Origin of the sequence: Bifidobacterium leontopitheci (assembly GCF_009193355.1) — a bacterium.
In the GTDB taxonomy this organism is placed as follows: domain Bacteria; phylum Actinomycetota; class Actinomycetes; order Actinomycetales; family Bifidobacteriaceae; genus Bifidobacterium; species Bifidobacterium leontopitheci.
Window position 1 is genome coordinate 15,578 of record NZ_WBVT01000017.1, and the last position, 19,693, is coordinate 35,270.

Here is a 19,693-nt window from a genome sequence, read left to right on the forward strand (position 1 = left end):
CTCCACACCCACGAATAACCGGAACATTATAACGCACAGGGGTGGATACCCGACACGCTGGACGTCGTCCCCTCCGAGCGTCGTCCCCGAGTACGTTCGGTTATGGCGTGAGTCGGCTGACGCCCTTGGCCCCCTCGGTGGAGGGGGCTGTCGGCGGAGCCGACTGGGGGAGCGTCACCCGCTTGCCCACATCACAACAAACCGTACTCATACACCCCTCTCCGAGTACGTTCCGTCAAGAAAATACAACCGACCGTACCCGACCGTCGTCCCCGGGTACGTTTCGTCGAAAAAATATGACGAACCGTACTCGTACGTTTCGTTAGAGTACGTTCCGTCAGGAAAATATAACCGACCGTACTCGTGCGTCGTCCCCGAGTACGTTTCGTCGAAAAAATATGACGAACCGTACCCGTACATCTCGTTAGAGTACGTTTCGTTGGGAAAATCTAACCGACCGTACTCGTACGTCTCGTCGGAGTACGTTTCGTTGGGGGAAAAATGACCGACCGTACTCGTACACCCCTCTCCGAGTACGTTCCGTTGAAAACGTGCAACGGACCGTACTCGTCTGATATGGCGAGTTCGGCCTAAGTATCCGCTCGCGTCGCATGTCGTCTACCTGCCGTTCGCTTTCCGCTCCTAGCGTCGGTGACGGAAGTCAATGAAAGAGGAGTGTCATGACTGAAATCACCGAAACAGAGACGTCGGGCGGCACGTCGGACGTCACGTCCGGCGTGCTGCAGGACGCGTCCGCGCTGCCGCCGCGTCGTCGTATCGGCCTGCTGCCGCGCATCGCCGCCGCGCTCGCCGCGATCGCCACGACGGCCACGTTCGCGGCCGGTCCGGCCGCCGCGTTCGCCGCCGGCCGCACGCAGGTGCCGCCCGAACTGCAGGATGCGCAGAACTCGCTCGAGGTCAAGCCGAACTTCGGCGGCCTCGGCAAGACGTCCGCCAAGTCGCGCGCGGCCACCGGCTTCGCGCAGACGCAAGCCGACAGCGGCAAGCGGAACGAAGCCGCCGCCGCGAACACGGTCGACGGCATGGTCCTCGACCAGAACGGCCAGGCGATCGTCAACGACCTCAAGGTCACCGACATCGCGCCCGGCCTGCGGCACTACTCGTTCGAGCGCATCAGCGCCGAGGGCCGCCAGCCGATCAACATCCTCAAGGCCACAATCGGCAAGGATACGGTCTCGCTCAAGTACCTCAACCCCGGCACCGTGAGCGGCACGGGCGCGACCGTCAGCGACATGACCGACTCGGCGAAGGCGGTCGGCGGCGTGAACCTCGATCATTTCGACATCAACAACAGCGCCGCGTCGGGCGGCTGGGGCATCTCCGGCGGCAAGCTCGTCAAATCCGGCGACCCCGGTAACGACACGGTCCTCGGCGAGGGCGCCGACGGTCTGGCAAGGCTCGTCAACCTCACGCTCAAGGGCGAGGCGACCATCACCGCCGCCGCGAACAGCGCCGCCACCCCCGCCAAGCTCCCCATCAACCGCGTGAACGTCGCGTTCGCCAACGCGGGCGAAACCGTGCTGTTCAACGCGCAGTGGGGCGCGTACAACCGCGGCCGGTTCCTCGCCGGCGCGAAGGGCGTCGAGGTCACCATCGGCAAGGACGGTGTGGTCACGTCCGTCGGCGAGCCGGCGGAAGGCCAGCTGCCGGACGGCGTGGAGACGCTCGACGCGGCCGCCGACTCCGACGCGGGCCGCACGCTCGCCGCCGTGAAGGTCGGCGACAAGGTGGCCGTCAGCTACGATTTCGACCGTTCGATGGGCGACCTCAAGGAGGCCGGCGGCGTGTGGCAGAGCCTGATCAGCGCCGGCCAGTCCGTCGCCTTCGACCCGAACGACACGTTCGCCACCGGCCGCAACCCGCGCACGATGCTCGGCGTCAGCCAGGACGGCAAGACCGTGTTCTACGTGGTCGCCGACGGCCGTGCGGACAACGCGGTCGGCATGACGTTCGCCGACGAGATCTCGCTCATGCACGACCTCGGCGCGTGGGACGCCGTGAACGTCGACGGCGGCGGCTCCTCGCAGATGAACGTGCGCGAGCCCGGCGACGAGAAGTCCACCGTGCAGAACCAGCCGTCCGACGGCCACGAACGTCTCGACGGTGACGGTCTCGGCTTCGTGCTCGCCAAGCCGGCCTCCGGCAAGGCGAGCGGCATCGCCGTGCAGGCCGCGTCCAGCAGCGCGCAGGCGTTGCGCGTCTTCCCCGGACTGCATCGCACACTGACCGCCAAGCCGTATGACGAGACGCGCAGCGCCGCCAAGACCGACGTCACGTGGGCTGCGGCGACGGCCGCCGGCGCGCGCGGCAAGGTCACCGTCTCCGCGGACGGCGTCGTCGCCGGCGTCGACACCGGCGCGGCGACCGTCACCGCGACCGCGACGACGAACAGCAAGGCGACCGGCAGCGTGAACGTCGACGTACTCGGCAAGCTCACGCGGCTCACCGCCTCGGACAGCGTCATCTCGCTCACCGGCAAGGACGCGGCCGCCACGCTCGCTCTCGTCGGCCACGACGGCAACGGCTTCTCGGCACCCGTCGAGGCGCGCGACGCGAAAGTCACCGGCAGCAAGGACGACCTTGTGCGCATCGACCAGGCCGCCGACGGCTCGCTCAAGCTCACCGCGGTCGGCGACAGCGGCAGCGAGACGCTCGGCTTCGACGTCGACGGCGTGAAGGTGCAGGTCGCCGTCACCGTCGGCCTCGTCGACAAGCCGATCGTGAACATCGGCGACGTGTTCGACAAGGACAACTGGTACGTCTCCGGCGCACGGTACAAGAGCGCGAGCGTCGTCAAGGCGGTCGGCCACGACGGCAAGAGCGAATCCGGTGAGAAGATCACGTACGACTTCTCCGGCGAGACGCGCACCCGCACCGCCAACACCTGGCCGAAGGGCGAAGGCAAGGGGTACGCGATCCCCGGCCAGCCGAAGATCGTCAAAGTGTGGGCGAAAGGCTCCACGACCACCGGCAACAACCCGCAGACCTACATCGGCTTCAGCGACGCGAACGGCAACATGAAGTTCGTCTACGGCGACCGGCTGCCCGGCGACTGGGCGCAGCTGAGCTACACGATCCCCGAAGGCACCGCCTACCCGATCAAACTCGAAGGCCTGTCGATCTGGGACACCGGCGCCAACCAGCCGGTCGGCGAAGCCTGGTTCGACGCGCCGAGCGCGCAGGTCGCGCCCGACGTCGAACTGCCCGCACGCCAGCTGACCGAGGACCACACAGTGATTCGTCAGTCCGGCGCGACCGACGGCAAGCCGCAGCGCATCGCCATCCTCTCCGACGCGCAGTTCGTGGCGCGCGACCCGAACAGCGTGCAGGCGAACGGCGCCCGCGCCGCGCTCAAGGAGATCGTCGCCGCCAAGCCGGACGCGCTGTTCATCGTCGGCGACCTCGTGGACGAAGCCTCGGAGGCCGACTTCCAGCTCGCCAAGCAGATCCTGGACGAAGGGCTCAAGGACGCCACGTTCCCCTGGTACTACGTGCCCGGCAACCATGAGGTGATGGGCTCCACGATCGACAACTTCAAGAAGGCGGCGCTCGGCGGCTTCGAGGGCGCGACCAGCGGCCACGTCGACATCGGCGGCACGCGGTTCATTACGCTGAACACGGCCGACGGCACGCTGTCGAGCGACTTCTCGCAGGTCAAGATGCTGCGCGACCAGCTCGACGACGCAGCCTCCAACAAAGACGTCACTGGCGTGGTCATCGTGCAGCACATGCCGATCGACGATCAGAACGTGCCGCAGAACTCCCAGCTCGGCAACCGGCTCGACGCCGACATGGAACGCGAGTGGATCAGCGACTTCCGCGCGAAGTCCGGCAAGTCCGTCGCCATGATCAACGGCCACGTCGGCGACTTCTACGCCAAGCGCGACGACGGCGTGCCGTACGTGGTCAACGGCAACTCCGGCAAGACGCCGACCGTCGCCCCGCAGGGCGCGTTCGTCGGCTGGACCATGGTCGGCATCGACCCGGCCGCCGGCGACTGGAAGACGGCCGGGCGCTCGCTGGCCGACGACAACGCCGACTGGTTCACCGCCGAAACCAAGGTGCGCGCGGCCGAAGTCGCACTGAAGCCGGTCAACGACGGCAAGACGCTCGAACCAGGCGGCAAGGCGACGGTCATGGGCACGGTCAAGCAGTACAAGGACGCCGACCCGATCGACATCGCATGGCCGATGAGCGTGGCATGGTCCGGCTCGAAGAACCTGTACGTCGGCGACGCGGCGAAGGCCCCGGTCACGGCGGCCGCCGCGCTCGACCCGACCACCGGCACGCTCACCGCGCTGCACGGCGGCACGGTCACCATCACCGCGACGCTTGACGGCGTATCGGCCAGCACGACCGCGACCATCGCGAACGCCACGTTCACCGGCGCCGCCAAGCCGGTCGTCTCCGGCTCGGCGAAGGTCGGCGGCACGCTTACTGCGCGGCTCGGCGACTGGGCCGACGGCGCGGACGTGAGCTGGCAGTGGCTGCGCGACGGTGCTGGGATCACCGGCGCCACGCGGGCTGCCTATGTGCCGGTCGACGCCGACGCCGGCCACCGGCTGAGCGTGCGCGCGACCGTCTCGCGCGACGGGTACGACACGGTTCGCGTCGAATCCGACCAGACCGCGGCCGTGGTCGCGGCCGGCTCGGGCTCGGGCGAGCCGCAGCAGCCGGGCGGCAATGGTGGTCAGCAGCCGGGTGGTCAGCCGGGTAGCGGGTCTGGCCAGCCGGACGGTAACGGTTCCGGGCACGGCGGCAACGCTGGTAACGCTGGAACGGGCGCGGGCGGCAACGCCGGTGCACAGCGCAAGCCGCGTCCGCTCAGCTCGACCGGCGCCGACATCGTGCCGCTCGCGATGCTGATGGCGCTGCTCGTCGCAGCCGGTCTCATCACGACCGACCTGCGCCGCCGCATCCGCTAAACCCCCGTGCGTCACGCGGGCCGTCCAGCCCGTGTGACGCGGGGTCCATCGTGTCGCTCTGCTCGCCCTATGCGGGGAGCGAGGTGCGTGACAAGTAACGACAGACTCCTGTCCCTCGGCCCCCTCGGTGGAGGGTGGTGGGTCCATGTTCGACATGAGCGGGAACAGACCCGCCCCTCGGCCCCCTCGGTGGAGGGTGGTGGGTCCATGTTCGACATGAGCGGGAACAGACCCGCCCCTCGGCCCTCGGCGAAGGGGTGAGCCATGCAAGCAGCGGCGCTGGCTGGCCCGCCCCTTGGCCCCCTCGGTGGAGGGGGCTGTCGGCGGAGCCGACTGGGGGAGCGTCACGCTCGGCGTCTGTGCGCCTGCAGCGCATGGATTGCAATCGCTCCTATCGCGATGTATAACCCCGTTCACAGTGACGCTGCACCCGCGCACGGTAACGCGGTTTCCCCGTTCCGGTACGTGGTTTGCGTCACTCTGCTCGCCCGAGCAGCGTGACGCACCCCGAAAACCGTCACACCAGCGACGCCAGCACTGCTGCGGCGTCGGCGAACTCCTCGGGCGTGGTGTAGACGTAGCTGAGCCGCAGCGCGTTGTCGCCCTCGAAATCGTAGATGTCGCCCGGATTGAGCAGCACGCCGTGATCGATCGCCTGCCGGAACAGCCGCCCCATACGCACCGGCTCATCGAACGTCAGCCAGATGTAGAACCCGCCGCGCGGCACAATCCACCGCGCGCGTCCGGCGAACAGCCGCTCCAACGTCTCGACAGCCGCGTCGCGCCGACGCCGCAGCTCGCCGCGCAACCGCTCCAGATACTCCGCGTACATGCCGGACGTCAAAAACCTCGCGAACACCCACTGGCTGAGCGTGCTCGCGCCGTAATCCATCTGCATCTTCACATCCGCCAGCCGGTGCACGATCCGCTCGTCGGCGACGATCCAGCCGATGCGCAGCCCCGGCGCCAGCGACTTCGACGCACTGCCGAGCGTGATCACCATGCCGGTCTCGTCGAACGATTTCAGCGAGCGCGGGGTCTCGCCGTCGAAGACGAGATCCTGATACGCGCAATCCTCGATGACCGGCAGACGGTCGCGCACGCAGGCGTCGACGAGCGCCAGACGGCGTGACTCCGGCATCGTGCGGCCGGTGGGATTGTGGTTCGTGGGGATCGTGTACAGCACCGCGCCGTCGTCGCGTGCCGACTGCCGCGGCAGGACGGGGGCAGCGGCAGCGGCCGCGCCGGCCTCCCGAATACTCTGTCCGTCTTGGCCGCTCTGTCCGCTGCCATGTCCGCCGCCCAGCAGGCGGTCCAGGGCGTGCACGTCGAGCCCATCGTCGTCCATGGGAACGCCGGCGAGCTTCATCCCCGCCGACTGGAACACCTGCAACGACTTGATATAGCTCGGCGCTTCCGCGAACACGGTCGACCCGGCCGACAGCAGGCTCACCGAAATCATCTGCAGCCCCTGCAGCGCGCCCGACGAGACGAGCACCTGCTCAGGTCGGCAGTCGATGCCCCAGTCGCGCATGTGCGCGGCGATCGCCTCGCGCAGCACGTCAAGCCCCTCGGCGGGCGGATAGCCGAGCGAGTCGATCTCCGCGGCCGCCTGCGCCGCCACCCGGCGCCACATGTCGCGCGGGAACAGCCGCGGGTCGAGCTCGCCGGTGCCGAGGCGAGTCGCGGTGTTGGTGGATTCAAGCCGGTTGATGGTCTGGATCGTTGCGTTGTTCGCCTTGAAGAACCCCGACGACACGTAGTCGGCCCAGTCGGGCGCGCCCGGCAGCATCAGCGACCACGTGTTGCTCACCACGCGCGTGCCCGCCCCGCGTCGCCCGGCCACGATGCCGTAATCGGTCAGCTCCTCGATGGCCGCGGTGATGGTCGACCGGTTCACGCCGAACCGTTCGGCCATGTCGCGCTGGCTGGGCAGGCGCGAGCCGATCGGCCACGCGCCGCCCGAGATCTGCCGGCACATGTAGTCGACGATCTGCTCGGTGATGGGCCGCGAGTCGCCGCGGTCCGGCTTCCAATCGATGTCCAGTGGCGCGTTGCGTGTCATGCTGCCCTCATTTGGTTTGTTTGGTTGGGTTGTTGCTATGGTTCTTGGCTGGTTGTCAAGTGTAAACCGTTGCGTACAATAAGGCAAAGATGCTTGAAAACGTTGGAAAATAACGCTTTGCTGGCTATGAAAAAGCAACGTCAAGGCTAACTTGGCGTTAACGATGGCTGGTTTTGGCTGGGTTGGTGATATCCAGCCAAATAGGATGCCCGGCCATATTGCGCCCGGCCGGCGGTGGTATGCAAACGGTACGAGGGGAGAGGTCATGGGACTGTTCATGCAAGGGCTCACGATGGGATTGGCGTACATCGCGCCGATCGGCATGCAGAATCTGTTCGTCATCAACTCGGCGCTCACGCGCACGCGCCGCAACGCGCTCATCACGGCGCTGATCGTCATCGTGTTCGACGTGTCGCTGTCGCTCGCGTGCTTCTTCGGCATCGGCGCGCTCATGCAGGCGCACCCGTGGCTGGAGAACGTGGTGCTGGGGCTCGGCGGCGCGGTCGTGATCCGCATCGGCTGGGGGCTGGTGCGGCCGAAGAAGGACGGCGGGGAAGCCGTCGGTTCCGGTTCCGTGGCGCAGTCCGTCGCTGTTGGGACTGGCGACGGCGCTCGCGGCGGTTCGGCCGTCGCTCCCGCTGGCGACGGGGCTCACAGGGGTGAGGTTGCGTCGTTTGCGCAAGGCGATTTGGCTTCCGCTCCCGCTGATGACGGGGCTCGCAGGGGTGAGGTTTCGCCGTTTGCGCAAGGTGAATTGGCTTCCGCTCCCGCTGGCGGGAGCTCCCGCGTAGCGGGTGAGGGTGGTCACCGAGGTGCCGCGGCCGTACTCGCCGCCCCCTCCACCCCGGCCCGCTTCGGCCTGCGCGAGGTGCTGCGCACCATCGGCACGGCCTGCGTGGTCACCTGGTTCAATCCGCAGGCGATCGTCGACGGCACGCTGCTGCTCGGCGCATTCGCCGCCACACTCAAGGCCGGCCAGACCGCCCCGTTCATCACAGGTGTGGAGACCGCCTCCGTGGTGTGGTTCATCGGCGTCACGCTGCTCGTGAACGCGTTCGCCCACAAGTTCAGCCCGAAGGTGCTGGACGTGCTCAACCGCGTCTGCGGCGGCGTGATCATCCTCTACGGTCTCAAGCTGCTCGTCGACTTCGTGCTCGCCGTGCTGTAAGGTCGGCGCCCGCGCCGTCGTAGCAACCCCGGTCGTTTTCGACTGCTGGTTAACGCCGGATTCCTTTCGCTGACGTGGCTCAGTGCGGGGAATCCGGCGTTTTCCATGATGGAAACGGCATAGCCTCTGCGGGGCTTGTTTATGACTCGGACATGTTGTGCCATAAACGTCCTATAAAGCTCCAGCTCGTCGCATCCCATCTCCGTTGGGGGCGGCGAGTCTGCCTCGTGGTGTGGATGATTGGTCGGCTCCCATGTCGGTTCGCGGTGGGTCGGCATGGCATGTGTCGTGACGTCCCCGTGTCACGCTGCTCGCCCTAGCACAGTGACGCAATGTCGAAACACCTTGCAAATACTGGGCTTTCGTTCCTATGTCACTGTGATCGGGCGAGCAGCGTGACATGAAAGAGCGTCTGGCTCGGTCTCATCGTTGGTCTTGCAATCCTTAGCCGGCAAACAGGCCGGCTTTGCGGTTTCGGCCTGTTTTCGAGGCTATTCCGGAGTAGGCGGGCATGGGTTCAAGTAGCGGCGGCAAAATCACAATCCGGCGCCGGTGAAAACGGCCATTTTCCAATGGTCACGATTCGCGCTTTTCGCGCAATACTCGGACCAATGCCCGCCTACTCCGGAATAGCCCGCGTGACAAGCGGTTTTCGCGGTTGCGGGCCGTCGCGGAACCTTCGAGGGGCCATTGCGGCGCCATAGGGGGCGTCGCGAACCATTGCGGGCAACTCCGTTTACGCTGATGGGGAGAGCCCCAACGTGTAATCGTCCCTGCGAGTCGTCCCTGCGTAATCCTCCCGTGCGGTCGTTCCTCCCGCGCGGTTCTCAGCTTGCTGTCCCTGCGTATTAAAACCGCTTACACGCCGAAGAGCCTCAAATCAGCTTCGTATTTTCCGCAACATGCCATCATTTCAAAGGCCTTGGTATTAAGCCGTTTTCAGTACTTTTTGCAGGCTGATTCCGTGTTCGTATTTCAAGAAACCGCAAAACATGAAATTTTTTTGATATATAGTGTTCGGTATTCCATCGGGGGACGGACGCTGACAGCCGTCGGCAACGGAACATGCGGTACCGGCATTGACCTCGATCGAATGCAGCACAGGAACAGAGCAAGGAGTCCCAATGCACAGAACATGGCTGAAAGCCGTGGCGGTGGTCGCCAGCGTGGCAACGCTGATGGCGCTGCCCACGGCGACGGCGCTCGCCCAGCCCGGCGAAGCGTCGCAGACGCAGCAATCGCAGCAGACATCGGCTTCCGATGCCACCACCACAAGCGTCGGCAACGGCCGCTTCACGTGGAAGGCGCCGGTCGAGAAGAACATGCCGACCATCAAGTCCGAGAAGGCCGGCGACGGCGCCATCGTCTATGACGGCGCCGAAACCAATGCGACACTGGTCATGACGCCGGCCAGCATCAACAAGTACAACTTCTGGTCCGACTGCGTCACTGCGACCGCCACCGGATTCACGAACGGTGAGAACATCGTCTTCACCGACACCGCGCCCAGCGGCAAGAAGCGCACCGCGGTGATCGCCCCGGCGCAATCCGACGGCAGCGTCACCACGAAGGTCTGCGGCGCCAACCAGTCCACAGAGGTCGGGCCGCACGCCATCGTCGCCTCCGGCCAGATGAGCAAGACGACCGCGGCGGCGACGCTCACCGTCACCGACAACCCGCTGGAGACCGTCAAGGTCACGCTCGACCGCGCCAGCGTCTCGCAGGACAAGTTCATCGACACGAAGATCAAGGTGAAGGCCACCGGTCTGCCCGCCAACACGAAGGTCAACTTCATGCTGGAAGGCCAGGACGGCACCATCGTCAACTTCGCCGACTACGACCACCTCTACTCCGACGCGGACGGCGAGTTCACCGACGCGATCCAGGCCAACACCGTCAACTATCCGGCGGGCAAGTGGTCCGTCATGGTCGGTTCGCGCACCGGTTCCAGCGCCACCACCGTATACGGTTTCGCATCCTTTGTCGTCACGGCCGGCGCCAAGCGCGTGGAGAACAAGAAACTCGCCGTCGACAAGACCAAGTTCACGCTTGACGAGTTCGTCAAGAGCGGCCTGACCCAGACGGAGACCGGCTTCGACCCGTTCGATGCCTTCGACATCACCGTCACCGACCGCACCGGCTACACGACCAGCCTCGGCACGGCGCGCGCCAACGGCGACGGCACGTACACGAACGTGCTGCGCGGCGGCCAGCAGGCGACCATCGGCGAGTACACGCTCGTCGCCACGTCGCGCACGACCGGCGACTACGCGACCGCGAAGTTCATCGTCACCGACGCGGACGGCAATTATCCGCCCTCCGTCACCGCATCGTTCGCACCGACCACGCTGAGCAAAGACGCGTTCGGCCCCAACGGCGATGGCGTCACCGTCACGATGAAGAACCTCGAAGCCAACGGCAAGGCCGTGTTCAACGTGTACGATTCCAACCTCAACATCCAGCGTCAGCTGCCCGACGGCACGCAGGGTGAGGGCACGTTCTTCGCCACCGGCACCGCCGACGACCAGGGCACGCTCGTCTACCACGTGCGTCTCGCCTCGGACGCGAACGACGATACGTACGCCATTCAGGCGAACGCCTTCCAGCAGATCGTCACCGTCGGCGACCCGGCCGACGCCGGCGGCAGCGGCAACGGCTCCACCGCGACCCCGCCGGCCTCCGATGACACGGTCTCCGGCAACCTCGTCAACACGTCCGGCACGCTTTCCGCGTTCGTACAGGTCAAGGGTGTGGGCGGCCTCGAGCAGAAGCGCATGGCCCTGCAGTCCCTCGGCAAGCAGCGCATGAGCGTCAAGAGCCGCAACGCCGAAGCGATGAAGAGCGTCACCAGCCGCGCCAAGAACGCGACCGATGACGCGAACGACGTGTTCGCCGCACTGAAGAAACTTGATCCGAAGGCATCGAAGCTGTATACCAGCGCGTACAGCATCCCCGGCATCGCCGTGCGAGCCGACGCGGACGCGCTGCGCACGCTCGGCCGGCAGAACCCGGACGTGATTGACATCTCCCCGATCGTCCAGCGCACCGCCACCTCCGCTTCGACGTCCGGCAGCGGCAACGCCACTGGCACCACGTCCACCGAAGAGGCGACCAAGACGACCGGCGCCACGCCGAGCAACTACAACAACGATTCGTTCGTCAACGCGCTCAAGACCTGGCAGAAGACCGGCGAGACCGGCAAGAACGCCAAGGTCGTCATCATCGACACCGGTATCGACTACACGCACGCCGACTTCGGCGGCAGCGGCAGCACCGCCGACTATCAGGCCGCGCTCGCCTCGGACGCCGACCCGCTGACCGACCCGACGCTGTCCAAGATGCTCGACAAGTCCAAGTTCCTCGGCGGCTACGACTTCGCCGGCGCCACCTACAACGCCGACTCCTCCGCCACCGAAGACGTGTACGACCCGATCCCCAAGCCCGACGCGAACCCGATCGACGGCCCCGGCGGCGGCCACGGTTCCCACGTGGCCGGCACGCTCGGCGGTTACGGCGAGGACGCGAACGGCAAGACCTTCACCGGCGACTACTCTAAGCTCACCGACGCTGACCTCAAGACCATGAAGATCGGCCCCGGCAGCGCCCCTGAAGTCGGCATCTACATGCTCAAGGTGTTCGGCGACGGCGGCGGCTCCACCGACGTGACCGGCGAAGCGCTCGACTGGGTGGCCAAGAAGGTCGCCGAAGGCACGCAGATCGACATCGTCTCCATGTCGCTCGGCACCGCCTACGGCACGCAGGACGACCCCGACACCAAGAAGGTCAACGAGCTGACCGAAGCCGGCGTGCTGTCCGTGGCCGCCGCCGGCAACGACGACGACGTGACCGACATCGGCGGCAGCCCCGCCACCGCGCACAGCTCGCTCGCCGTCGCGGCCACCAAGTCGAACGGCGCCCTGCAGGACGCCATCCAGATCGACCAGCCGAGCGACCTCGCCGGCAACGGCTACGCCGGCCAGTACTCGATCGACTACAGCTACCCGCACCCCACGTTCAAGGTGAGCGGCAAGGTCGTGCCCCTGACCGATTCGACCAACCTCGACGGCTGCGTCGCCTACTCCGACGAGCAGGCCGCCGCGGTCAAGGGCAAGATCGTCTTCGCCACGGTCGACGACACGAACTTCCGCTGCAAGACCGGAACCATGTTCGACAACGCGTCCAAGGCCGGCGCCATCGGCGTCGTCTTCGGATCGCAGTACGACGTGCCCGAAGCCGGCATCGCCGGCAACTACGACATCCCCGGCTTCCAGCTCGCCAAGTCCTCGTACGCCAAGCTCAAGTCCGCTCTCGAAGCCGGAACCGTCGAACTGACCTTCGACTCCAGCCTCAAGCAGACCGTGCGCTCCACCGTGCCCGGCATGGCCGACCGCATCGCGTCCTTCAGCTCCCGCGGCATCCACGGCTCGTATGACGGCACCGTCAAGCCCGACATCGCGGCCCCCGGCGTCGGCATCATCTCCGTGGGCAGCGGAACCGGCAACAAGGCCGCCTCGATGAGCGGCACCTCGATGGCCACCCCGCTGACCGCCGGCGTGGCCGCGCTGGTCGCCAGCAAGCATCCGGACTGGAGCGGCACGCGCATCAAGCAGCAGATGATGAGCACCGCCGACCATGACATCGTCACGGACGACGGCTCGCAGGCGTACGGCATCATCCGCGCCGGCATCGGCCGCGTCGACGCCTACGCCGCAGTCAACGGCGACGCCCGCGTCTACGTGAGCGACGACCCGACCGGCGTGACCGGCGGCTTCGGCATCGTGCAGGTGGGCGAGAAAGGCTACAGCAAGTCCAAGAAGTTCACAGTCGAGAACGACTCCGACAAGGACCGCACGTATAAGGTCAGCTACCTGCCGCGTGTGAAGACGGACGGCGTCAGCTACGACCTCGACCAGACCACGGTGAAGGTCGCCGCCCACTCCTCCGCACAGTTCTCCGTCACCCTGAACATCCCCGACGCCTCCAAGCTGCGGCACACGATCGACACGACCATGGCCAAGCAGTCGGGCGGCAAGGACCGCTCCTACGTGACCGATGCCAGCGGCATCATCCGTCTCGAGCCGGCCGACACTGCCGACGATGCCACCGCATTTCCGCTGCGCGCCGCCGTCAGCGCCGCCCCGAAGCCCATCTCCGAAACCACGGCGACGGTGAAGTTCGCTTCGGCGAAGGCCGAACAGGGCACGCTGACCGTCTCCGGGCACGGCGTCTCTCAGGGCACCGACAGTGAGGCGTACCAGTCCGAACTCGCCGCCATGCAGCTCGGCGCGCTTGACCCGCAGGCCGGCGCCAAGGGTTCGGACGGCAAGGTCGACGACGCTTACACCGGCAACGATGCGGCCGCGCGCAGCCTCGCCGCGGCCGACATCCGCGCGGTCGGCGTCGCCAGCACCGCGCCGCAGATGAAGGATCCGTCGCAGGGCATGCTCGCCTTCGGCATCGTCACCGAAAACAGCTGGTCGCGCCTCGGTATGACCATCACGCCCGAAGTGTACATCGACGCGAGCGGCGACGGCCGTCCCGACTTCGAGATTGCCGCCGGCGTCTCCGGCGACAACGTCTACGCGGTCACCTACGACCTGGCGACCGGCGGCACGCTGGACGTCGAGCCCATCGACGACGCCTCCGTCTCCGACTCCAACACCGTGGTGCTGCGCACCAAGCTCTCGGCTCTCGGCTACACGCCCACCACCAAGGTCACGAAGATCACCTACCAGGCGGCCATGTCGTCGGTGTACGCGCAGCGCAACAGCGAGGACTCCAACTCCACGAAGACGTTCGTGGTCGACACCGCCAAGTCCGCGACCTACGACGTCTACCAGCCGGCCCTGTGGTTCGGCGAGGCCGACGCCAAGACCGAGGGCAACGGCGACGTGCTGGCCAAGGATCAGGATGGCGTCACGCTGACCGCGCATCGCACGGTCGCCGGTGCCGCTACCGCCGCCCAGCCGCTCGTGCTGCACCTGCGTGGCGCAGCTCCCGATGCGGCTGGCACCAGCGCGAGCATCGACACGCCGGCGGTGGATGACGGCACCCAGCCGAAGCCGACCGTCGACAAGACGAAGCTGCAGTCGCTCGTGGACTCTGCCAGCGGCCTCAAGGCGTCCGATTACACGCGCGAATCTTGGGCCGCCCTGCAAGGCGCGCTCGCCTCGGCGCGCGGCGTGCTGGCCGATAAGGATGCCACGCAGCTGAGCGTCGACGGTGCCTACCGCGCGTTGAAGACCGCGCTTGACGGCCTCAAGCCGTATGTGCCCGGATCCGGTGCGGGCAACGGCAGCGGTTCGGGCGCAGGCGCCGCAGGTGCAGGTGCTGCTGACGGTGCGGCGGCCGGTCCGACGCCGAACGCCATCGGCAAGACGGGTGCCAGTGTCGCTGCGGTGGCGATTGCGGCGGTCGTCATGCTGATGGCGGGTGCCGGCGTGCTTCGCCGCCGCGCTCTTGCCTCGGAGAGCAAGCGTGGGGCCGCGGGTTCCGGCCCTCGCCATGCCTGATGGGCCTCTGATGGGCCTCTGAAAGCCCTGATGCGGTCGCGGTTACGGTCTGACGCGGATCGGTGACGGCTGAGCCGTAGCGATAACGGCGGACTGAAGCCGGTGAGAAGCTGTTTTTGTGCCGGGAAGCTCGTGCGGGCGTCCCGGCACAAAACAGGTTCGGCCTGTTTTCGAGGCTATTCCGGAGTAGGCGGGCATGGGGTCGAGTATCCCGTGAGAACCAAGAATCGTGACCATTGGAATATGGCCGTTTTCGCAGGCCCGAAATCGCGTTTTTCGTGCCGCTACTCGACCCCATGCCCGCCTACTCCGGAATAGGTCGTAAAACATGCGGAACATGCAGTCGCGAGGACGATATGGCTGGGAGATGCTCTTCCCGTGATTCGGCAGACGTCTTCGTAGGGCTTCCGGGACCGGTGCATGTGGTTGTGGTTGAATTGGTGAAATGGTGTGCGCCGGCGTAGGATGCCGTGTTTTCCTGAAGATAAAGGATGTGAAGTGATGGCCAAGGAGCGGAAGGAATCGTCCGCAAACGAGCATGATAGTGGCGACATGAATGGTGGTAAGGCGCTTCGGCCCGGCGCGACGGGTTCCGTGTTCGACGACGGCCGCAAGAAGCCCGTCGACCCGCCTGCCGAGCTCAACATCACCGACCCCGAGGTCATCCGCATGGTCTCGAACCCGACCCGGCTCATGGTCGTTGAGGAGCTGTTCGATTGCCAGGAACCCCACACGGCCACGCAGCTCGCCGAGCTCGTCGGCGTATCACCGAGTTCGATGAGCTACCATCTGCGGCTGCTCGGCAAAGCCGGAATCGTGCGCCGCGTGTCGGACGTGACCGGCGACGGGCGCGAATGCCCGTGGGTGGCGAGCGCGTCGAGCATCGGCATCGCGCTCAGCCAGCAGGAGGAGTCCACCCGGATGCGCGTCATGGACGGCATGCTGCGCGCGATGCGCATGCGCATCAGCCGTTTCATGACCGCCAGCGCCGCCGTGCCAATCGACCGGCGCCGTGAGATGTTCCCGTTCATGTCGCTGGACACGGGCAGTCTGATCCTTACGCATGAGGAGCTGCTGGAGGCCCAGTCGCGCATCGTGCAGGTGTGGGAGGAGTATCTGGCGTTGAGCCGCGGCCGCCGCGCTTCGGATTATCCCTATCGGGTCACCTATGCATGGTCGTGCCTGCCGTCCGGTCTGATCGACGAGCCGGACGGCGACGGGGATGCGGACGGCGGTGAGACCGGTGGCGCGGAGGAGCTTGGCAAGGGTTCCGGCGATATCCCCGGTGCCGACGGCGATTCGGGCGTTCGGTGACGGAGAGCAGCGGAGACATGTAACGGTCCTGCGGGGTCGGTTACTTGGTGACCCGGCCGCAGTCGTAGCCACTCGGCCGTAGCCGTCGAAAGCCCTCGCAGAACCGATGCCCGTCAGTCCGCCTGCAGCTCCAGTGTCGCGGTGAGCGCGAGATGATCGGTGTCGCGTACCACGAACGACGCCACATCGTGCGCGGTGACGCCGCCGGTGAACAGCACATGGTCGAGTTCGATGCGAGGCCATGGCACCTGGCTGGGGAACGAGTTCGTATGGCCGCGGGACTCCTGAAGACTCGCATCGGTCAGGCCGGAGCGCAGCAGCTCGCGGAAACTCGGATGGTCGAGCACCGCGTTCAGATCGCCCATCACCACGGCGATGCGGTTGTTCGCCTGATCGCCGGTCGTGTCGCCGAACGCCGTCATTGCGGCCAGTCTGCGGATGCCGTTCGACCATTCGCGGGGGCCGCGCATCGGCGACTTCGTGTGCGCCGAAGCGAAGGCGACGATCGCGGACTTGCGGCCGTGTACCTCGTCCAACGCAAACGTCATGCCCGGCACGTCGGCGGCGGGAATCGTCACCATGGTTTCGGTCGAGGAGACCGGCTTGGTGCGCGACCACAATCCGTTGAAGCCGCCGTTGTCGGTGTCCTTCTGCGGCACGCCAAGCTGGCGGTAGGGGAGCAGGTCGGGGAGGCCGGCAGCATCAAGACGTTTGACCAGGTCCTTGCTCAGTTCCTGAAGCGCGAGCACGTCGATGCGGCGCTCGCGGACCGCGGCGACGATATCGTCCGCGTTGGCCCGGCCGTAGCGGCAGTTCAGCGTCATCACGCGCAGCTCCGTGCGCGGATCGCCGGCAGGTGTTTCACGCGATGTTTCACGGCTCGTACGGTGGAAGATGCGACGCCAATACGGCCCCTGCAACGCCCCGATCGATAGCATCCCGGCTACGGCCATGCCGAACGTCACCCAGTGCCCCAGCGGCGCCGCGACACACGCGACCAGCAGGTACGGCACCCACAGGAACCGGATCAGGGCGATCACGTAGGGGAACGGCATATGGGCCTCCGCGCCGGCGGGTAGCCAGCGAAGCGCCGTCCACGCGATGCACAGTACGAGTACGATCCACAGGGCGATGGTCACGAATGGTGCTCCTTACTATCGGAACGTCGCGGCTCGGAAGGCCGCTCAGGCTGGAACACCAGTGTAGCGGCGCAGATGTGAACATTCCTGTGAGACCCTGTGAGGATTTGTGCGGGAATGCGGCAGGTCCGCCGGAAAGAAACAGGCAGGCAAGGGTATTCTGACGCGAATCAGATGTGAAAGAGGGGGATTCTTCGAGATGTGGGTGTTTTGTTTGACGTTTTTTGAGGAGCGTGCGGCGACGGGAATCGCGAAATCGTTGGAAAATGGCCAAACTTGATGATGGCCTTGCGTGTATGTCTGAAATCAAAACACCCACATCTCGAACCTGAAGGTAAAACGGGCGTATCCGAGTCGATGAATGAGCCGCCATGCCGTTGGTGTGGGACGCCGCGATGCGGCGCGGGCTGTCGCGAAGACGAAAAACGGGGTGGAGTCACTACCGTGATGATTGATTGTGGTAGTGGCTTCACCCCGTTGCAAGCAACTGGGCTCCCTTGGTGCTTCGCCTCCGGCCCCTGCAATTAAGGACTCGCCTTGCGGCGAGACTCAATGCTGCCTTCGCTCGGCTATCGCCTCGCTCAGGCTGACGGCAGCCGGGAGCCCACAGGGCTCCCTTGGTGATTTCGCCTTCGGCCCCTGCAATTAAGGACTCGCCTGACGGCGAGACTCAATAATACCTTCGCTCGGCTGCCGCCTCGCTCAGGCTGAAGCCCGTCGGAAGCCCACAGGGCTTCCTTTGGGGCTTCAGCCCAACAGTCCGCTCAGACCGCCGCCGAGGTTCGGGGGGAGTTCGCCGCCGTTCGCGTCGAGCACGTCCTGCAGGCCGGCGGGAAGCGCCGGGTTCTGCGGTTTCTTCATGAACGCGGAGCCGCCGGAGCCGGAACCGCTCTTGCCGCCGCCGGCGAGGCGCTGACGAAGCGCCCTCTCCTCGGCCTCACGACGCATCGGGTTGCCGGACTTCGAGCCCTTCTTCTTGCCTTTGCCCTTGCCACCCTTGCCTTTGCCGCCGCCCGAAGCCGGACCGCCGAAACCGGGGATGCCGCCCATGGCCTTGTTGCTCATGCGCTTCATCATCTTCGACGCCTGCTCGAACCGCTGCAGCAGCGCGTTCACCGCGGACACCGTGTTGCCGGAACCGTAGGCGATGCGCGCGCGACGCGAACCGTCGATGATCTTCGGATTGCGTCGCTCCGCCGGCGTCATCGAGCGGATGATCGCCTCCGTACGGTCGATCTCCTTCTCATCGAACTGCTCCAGCTCCTTGCGATGCTGGGCCATGCCCGGAATCATGCCGAGCAGCTTCTTCATCGAGCCGAGCTTGCGCACCTGCTGCAGCTGCTCCATGAAATCGTCGAGCCCGAACTCGCCCTCCGCCATCTTGACGGCGGCCTTGCGGGCCTCCTCCTCGTCGAACTGCTTCTGCGCCTGCTCGATGAGCGTGAGGATGTCGCCCATGTCGAGGATGCGCGAGGCCATACGATCCGGGTGGAAGACCTCGAAATCCTTGAGTCCCTCGCCGGTGGACGCGAACAGGATCGGCTTGCCGGTCACGCTCGCCACGGACAGCGCCGCACCGCCGCGCGCGTCGCCGTCGAGCTTGGAGAGCACCACGCCGGTGAAGTCCACGCCCTCATCGAACGCCTTCGCGGTCTGCACCGCATCCTGACCGATCATCGCGTCGATGACGAACAGGATCTCGTTCGGCTGCACGGCGTCGCGGATGTCGCGCGCCTGCTGCATCAGCGTCTCGTCCACGCCGAGACGGCCGGCGGTATCGATGATCACCGTGTCGTACAGCTTCTGCTTGGCGAACGCAATCGAATCGCGCGCCACCTTCACCGGGTCGCCGGTGGTCAGGCCGGGTGCGGACACCGCGTCGCCGCCGTCGGACTGCACACCCTTCTCGGGAGCGTACACCGGCACGCCGGCGCGTTCGCCGACCACCTGCAGCTGCGTCACCGCGTTCGGACGTTGCAAATCGGCGGCCACGAGCAGCGGCGTGTGGCCGGAATCCTTGAGCCAGTAGCCGAGCTTGCCGGCGAGCGTCGTCTTACCGGCGCCCTGCAGACCGGCGAGCATGATGATCGTCGGCGGCTTCTTCGCGAAGTTCAGCGGACGGTCAACGCCCTGGCCGAGCACGTCGGTCAGCTCTTCGTTGACGATCTTGACCACCTGCTGCGCAGGGTTGAGCGCCTGCGACACCTCGGTGCCGAGCGCGCGCTCGCGGATGCGCGCGGTGAAGGAACGCACCACGTCGAGTGCCACGTCGGCGTCGAGCAGTGCGCGGCGGATTTCGCGGATCGTGCCGTCGATGTCCGCCTCGGACAGTTTGCCCTTGCTCTTCAGATGCTTGAACGCATTCGAGAGCCGGTCGGTAAGAGAACTAAAAGCAGCCATAATGCGAACCAGTTTAGCCGCCACGCGGGAAAACCGGTCACCCGCCGCCCGGCCCCCGCAGCCGCCACGCTCTGAGCGAAGCGACACGCCCGGAATCAAACGGTTCCGCTACCATGGAAGGGCAAAATTTCCGTGGATTTTTGGAATGC

At 66.0% G+C, this 19,693-nt stretch carries 7 protein-coding genes; 4 read left to right on the forward strand and 3 right to left on the reverse strand.

The features are described 5' to 3' along the window. Nucleotides 1-680: 680 nt before the first annotated feature. Nucleotides 681-4,946, forward strand: coding sequence for a phosphodiester glycosidase family protein (locus F7D09_RS06405; protein WP_152234578.1), 4,266 nt, complete (start codon nt 681-683; stop codon nt 4,944-4,946). Nucleotides 4,947-5,463: 517 nt separating this feature from the next. Here the strand turns inward: F7D09_RS06405 and F7D09_RS06410 are convergent. Then, nucleotides 5,464-7,011, reverse strand: a complete 1,548-nt coding sequence (locus F7D09_RS06410; RefSeq protein WP_152234579.1) for an aminotransferase-like domain-containing protein — start codon at nt 7,009-7,011, stop codon at nt 5,464-5,466. 265 nt (nt 7,012-7,276) lie between these two features. Here F7D09_RS06410 and F7D09_RS06415 point away from each other — a divergent pair, with 265 nt between their 5' ends. The 3 genes from F7D09_RS06415 (at nt 7,277) to F7D09_RS06425 (ending at nt 16,005) form a co-directional block, all read left to right on the forward strand. After that, complete coding sequence (locus F7D09_RS06415) at nt 7,277-8,179, forward strand: LysE/ArgO family amino acid transporter (RefSeq protein ID WP_152234580.1); 903 nt, start codon at nt 7,277-7,279, stop codon at nt 8,177-8,179. 1,124 nt (nt 8,180-9,303) lie between these two features. Further along, entirely contained in the window at nt 9,304-14,691 is a 5,388-nt protein-coding gene (locus tag F7D09_RS06420) for a S8 family peptidase (protein ID WP_152234581.1), read from the forward strand. Between the two features lie 501 nt (nt 14,692-15,192). After that, the gene (locus F7D09_RS06425; protein ID WP_193312363.1) at nt 15,193-16,005 is read left to right on the forward strand and encodes an ArsR/SmtB family transcription factor; all 813 of its coding nucleotides are present in this window, start codon (nt 15,193-15,195) and stop codon (nt 16,003-16,005) included. Between the two features lie 113 nt (nt 16,006-16,118). On the opposite strand, the gene F7D09_RS06430 is transcribed toward F7D09_RS06425, so the two are convergent. Beyond that, entirely contained in the window at nt 16,119-17,144 is a 1,026-nt protein-coding gene (locus F7D09_RS06430; protein WP_152234583.1) for an endonuclease/exonuclease/phosphatase family protein, read from the reverse strand. Nucleotides 17,145-17,891: 747 nt separating this feature from the next. Next, nucleotides 17,892-19,544 carry a signal recognition particle protein gene (gene ffh / locus F7D09_RS06435; RefSeq protein ID WP_152234584.1) on the reverse strand — a complete coding sequence of 551 codons (1,653 nt, stop codon included), beginning with the start codon at nt 19,542-19,544 and terminating at the stop codon, nt 17,892-17,894. Nucleotides 19,545-19,693 lie beyond the last annotated feature (149 nt).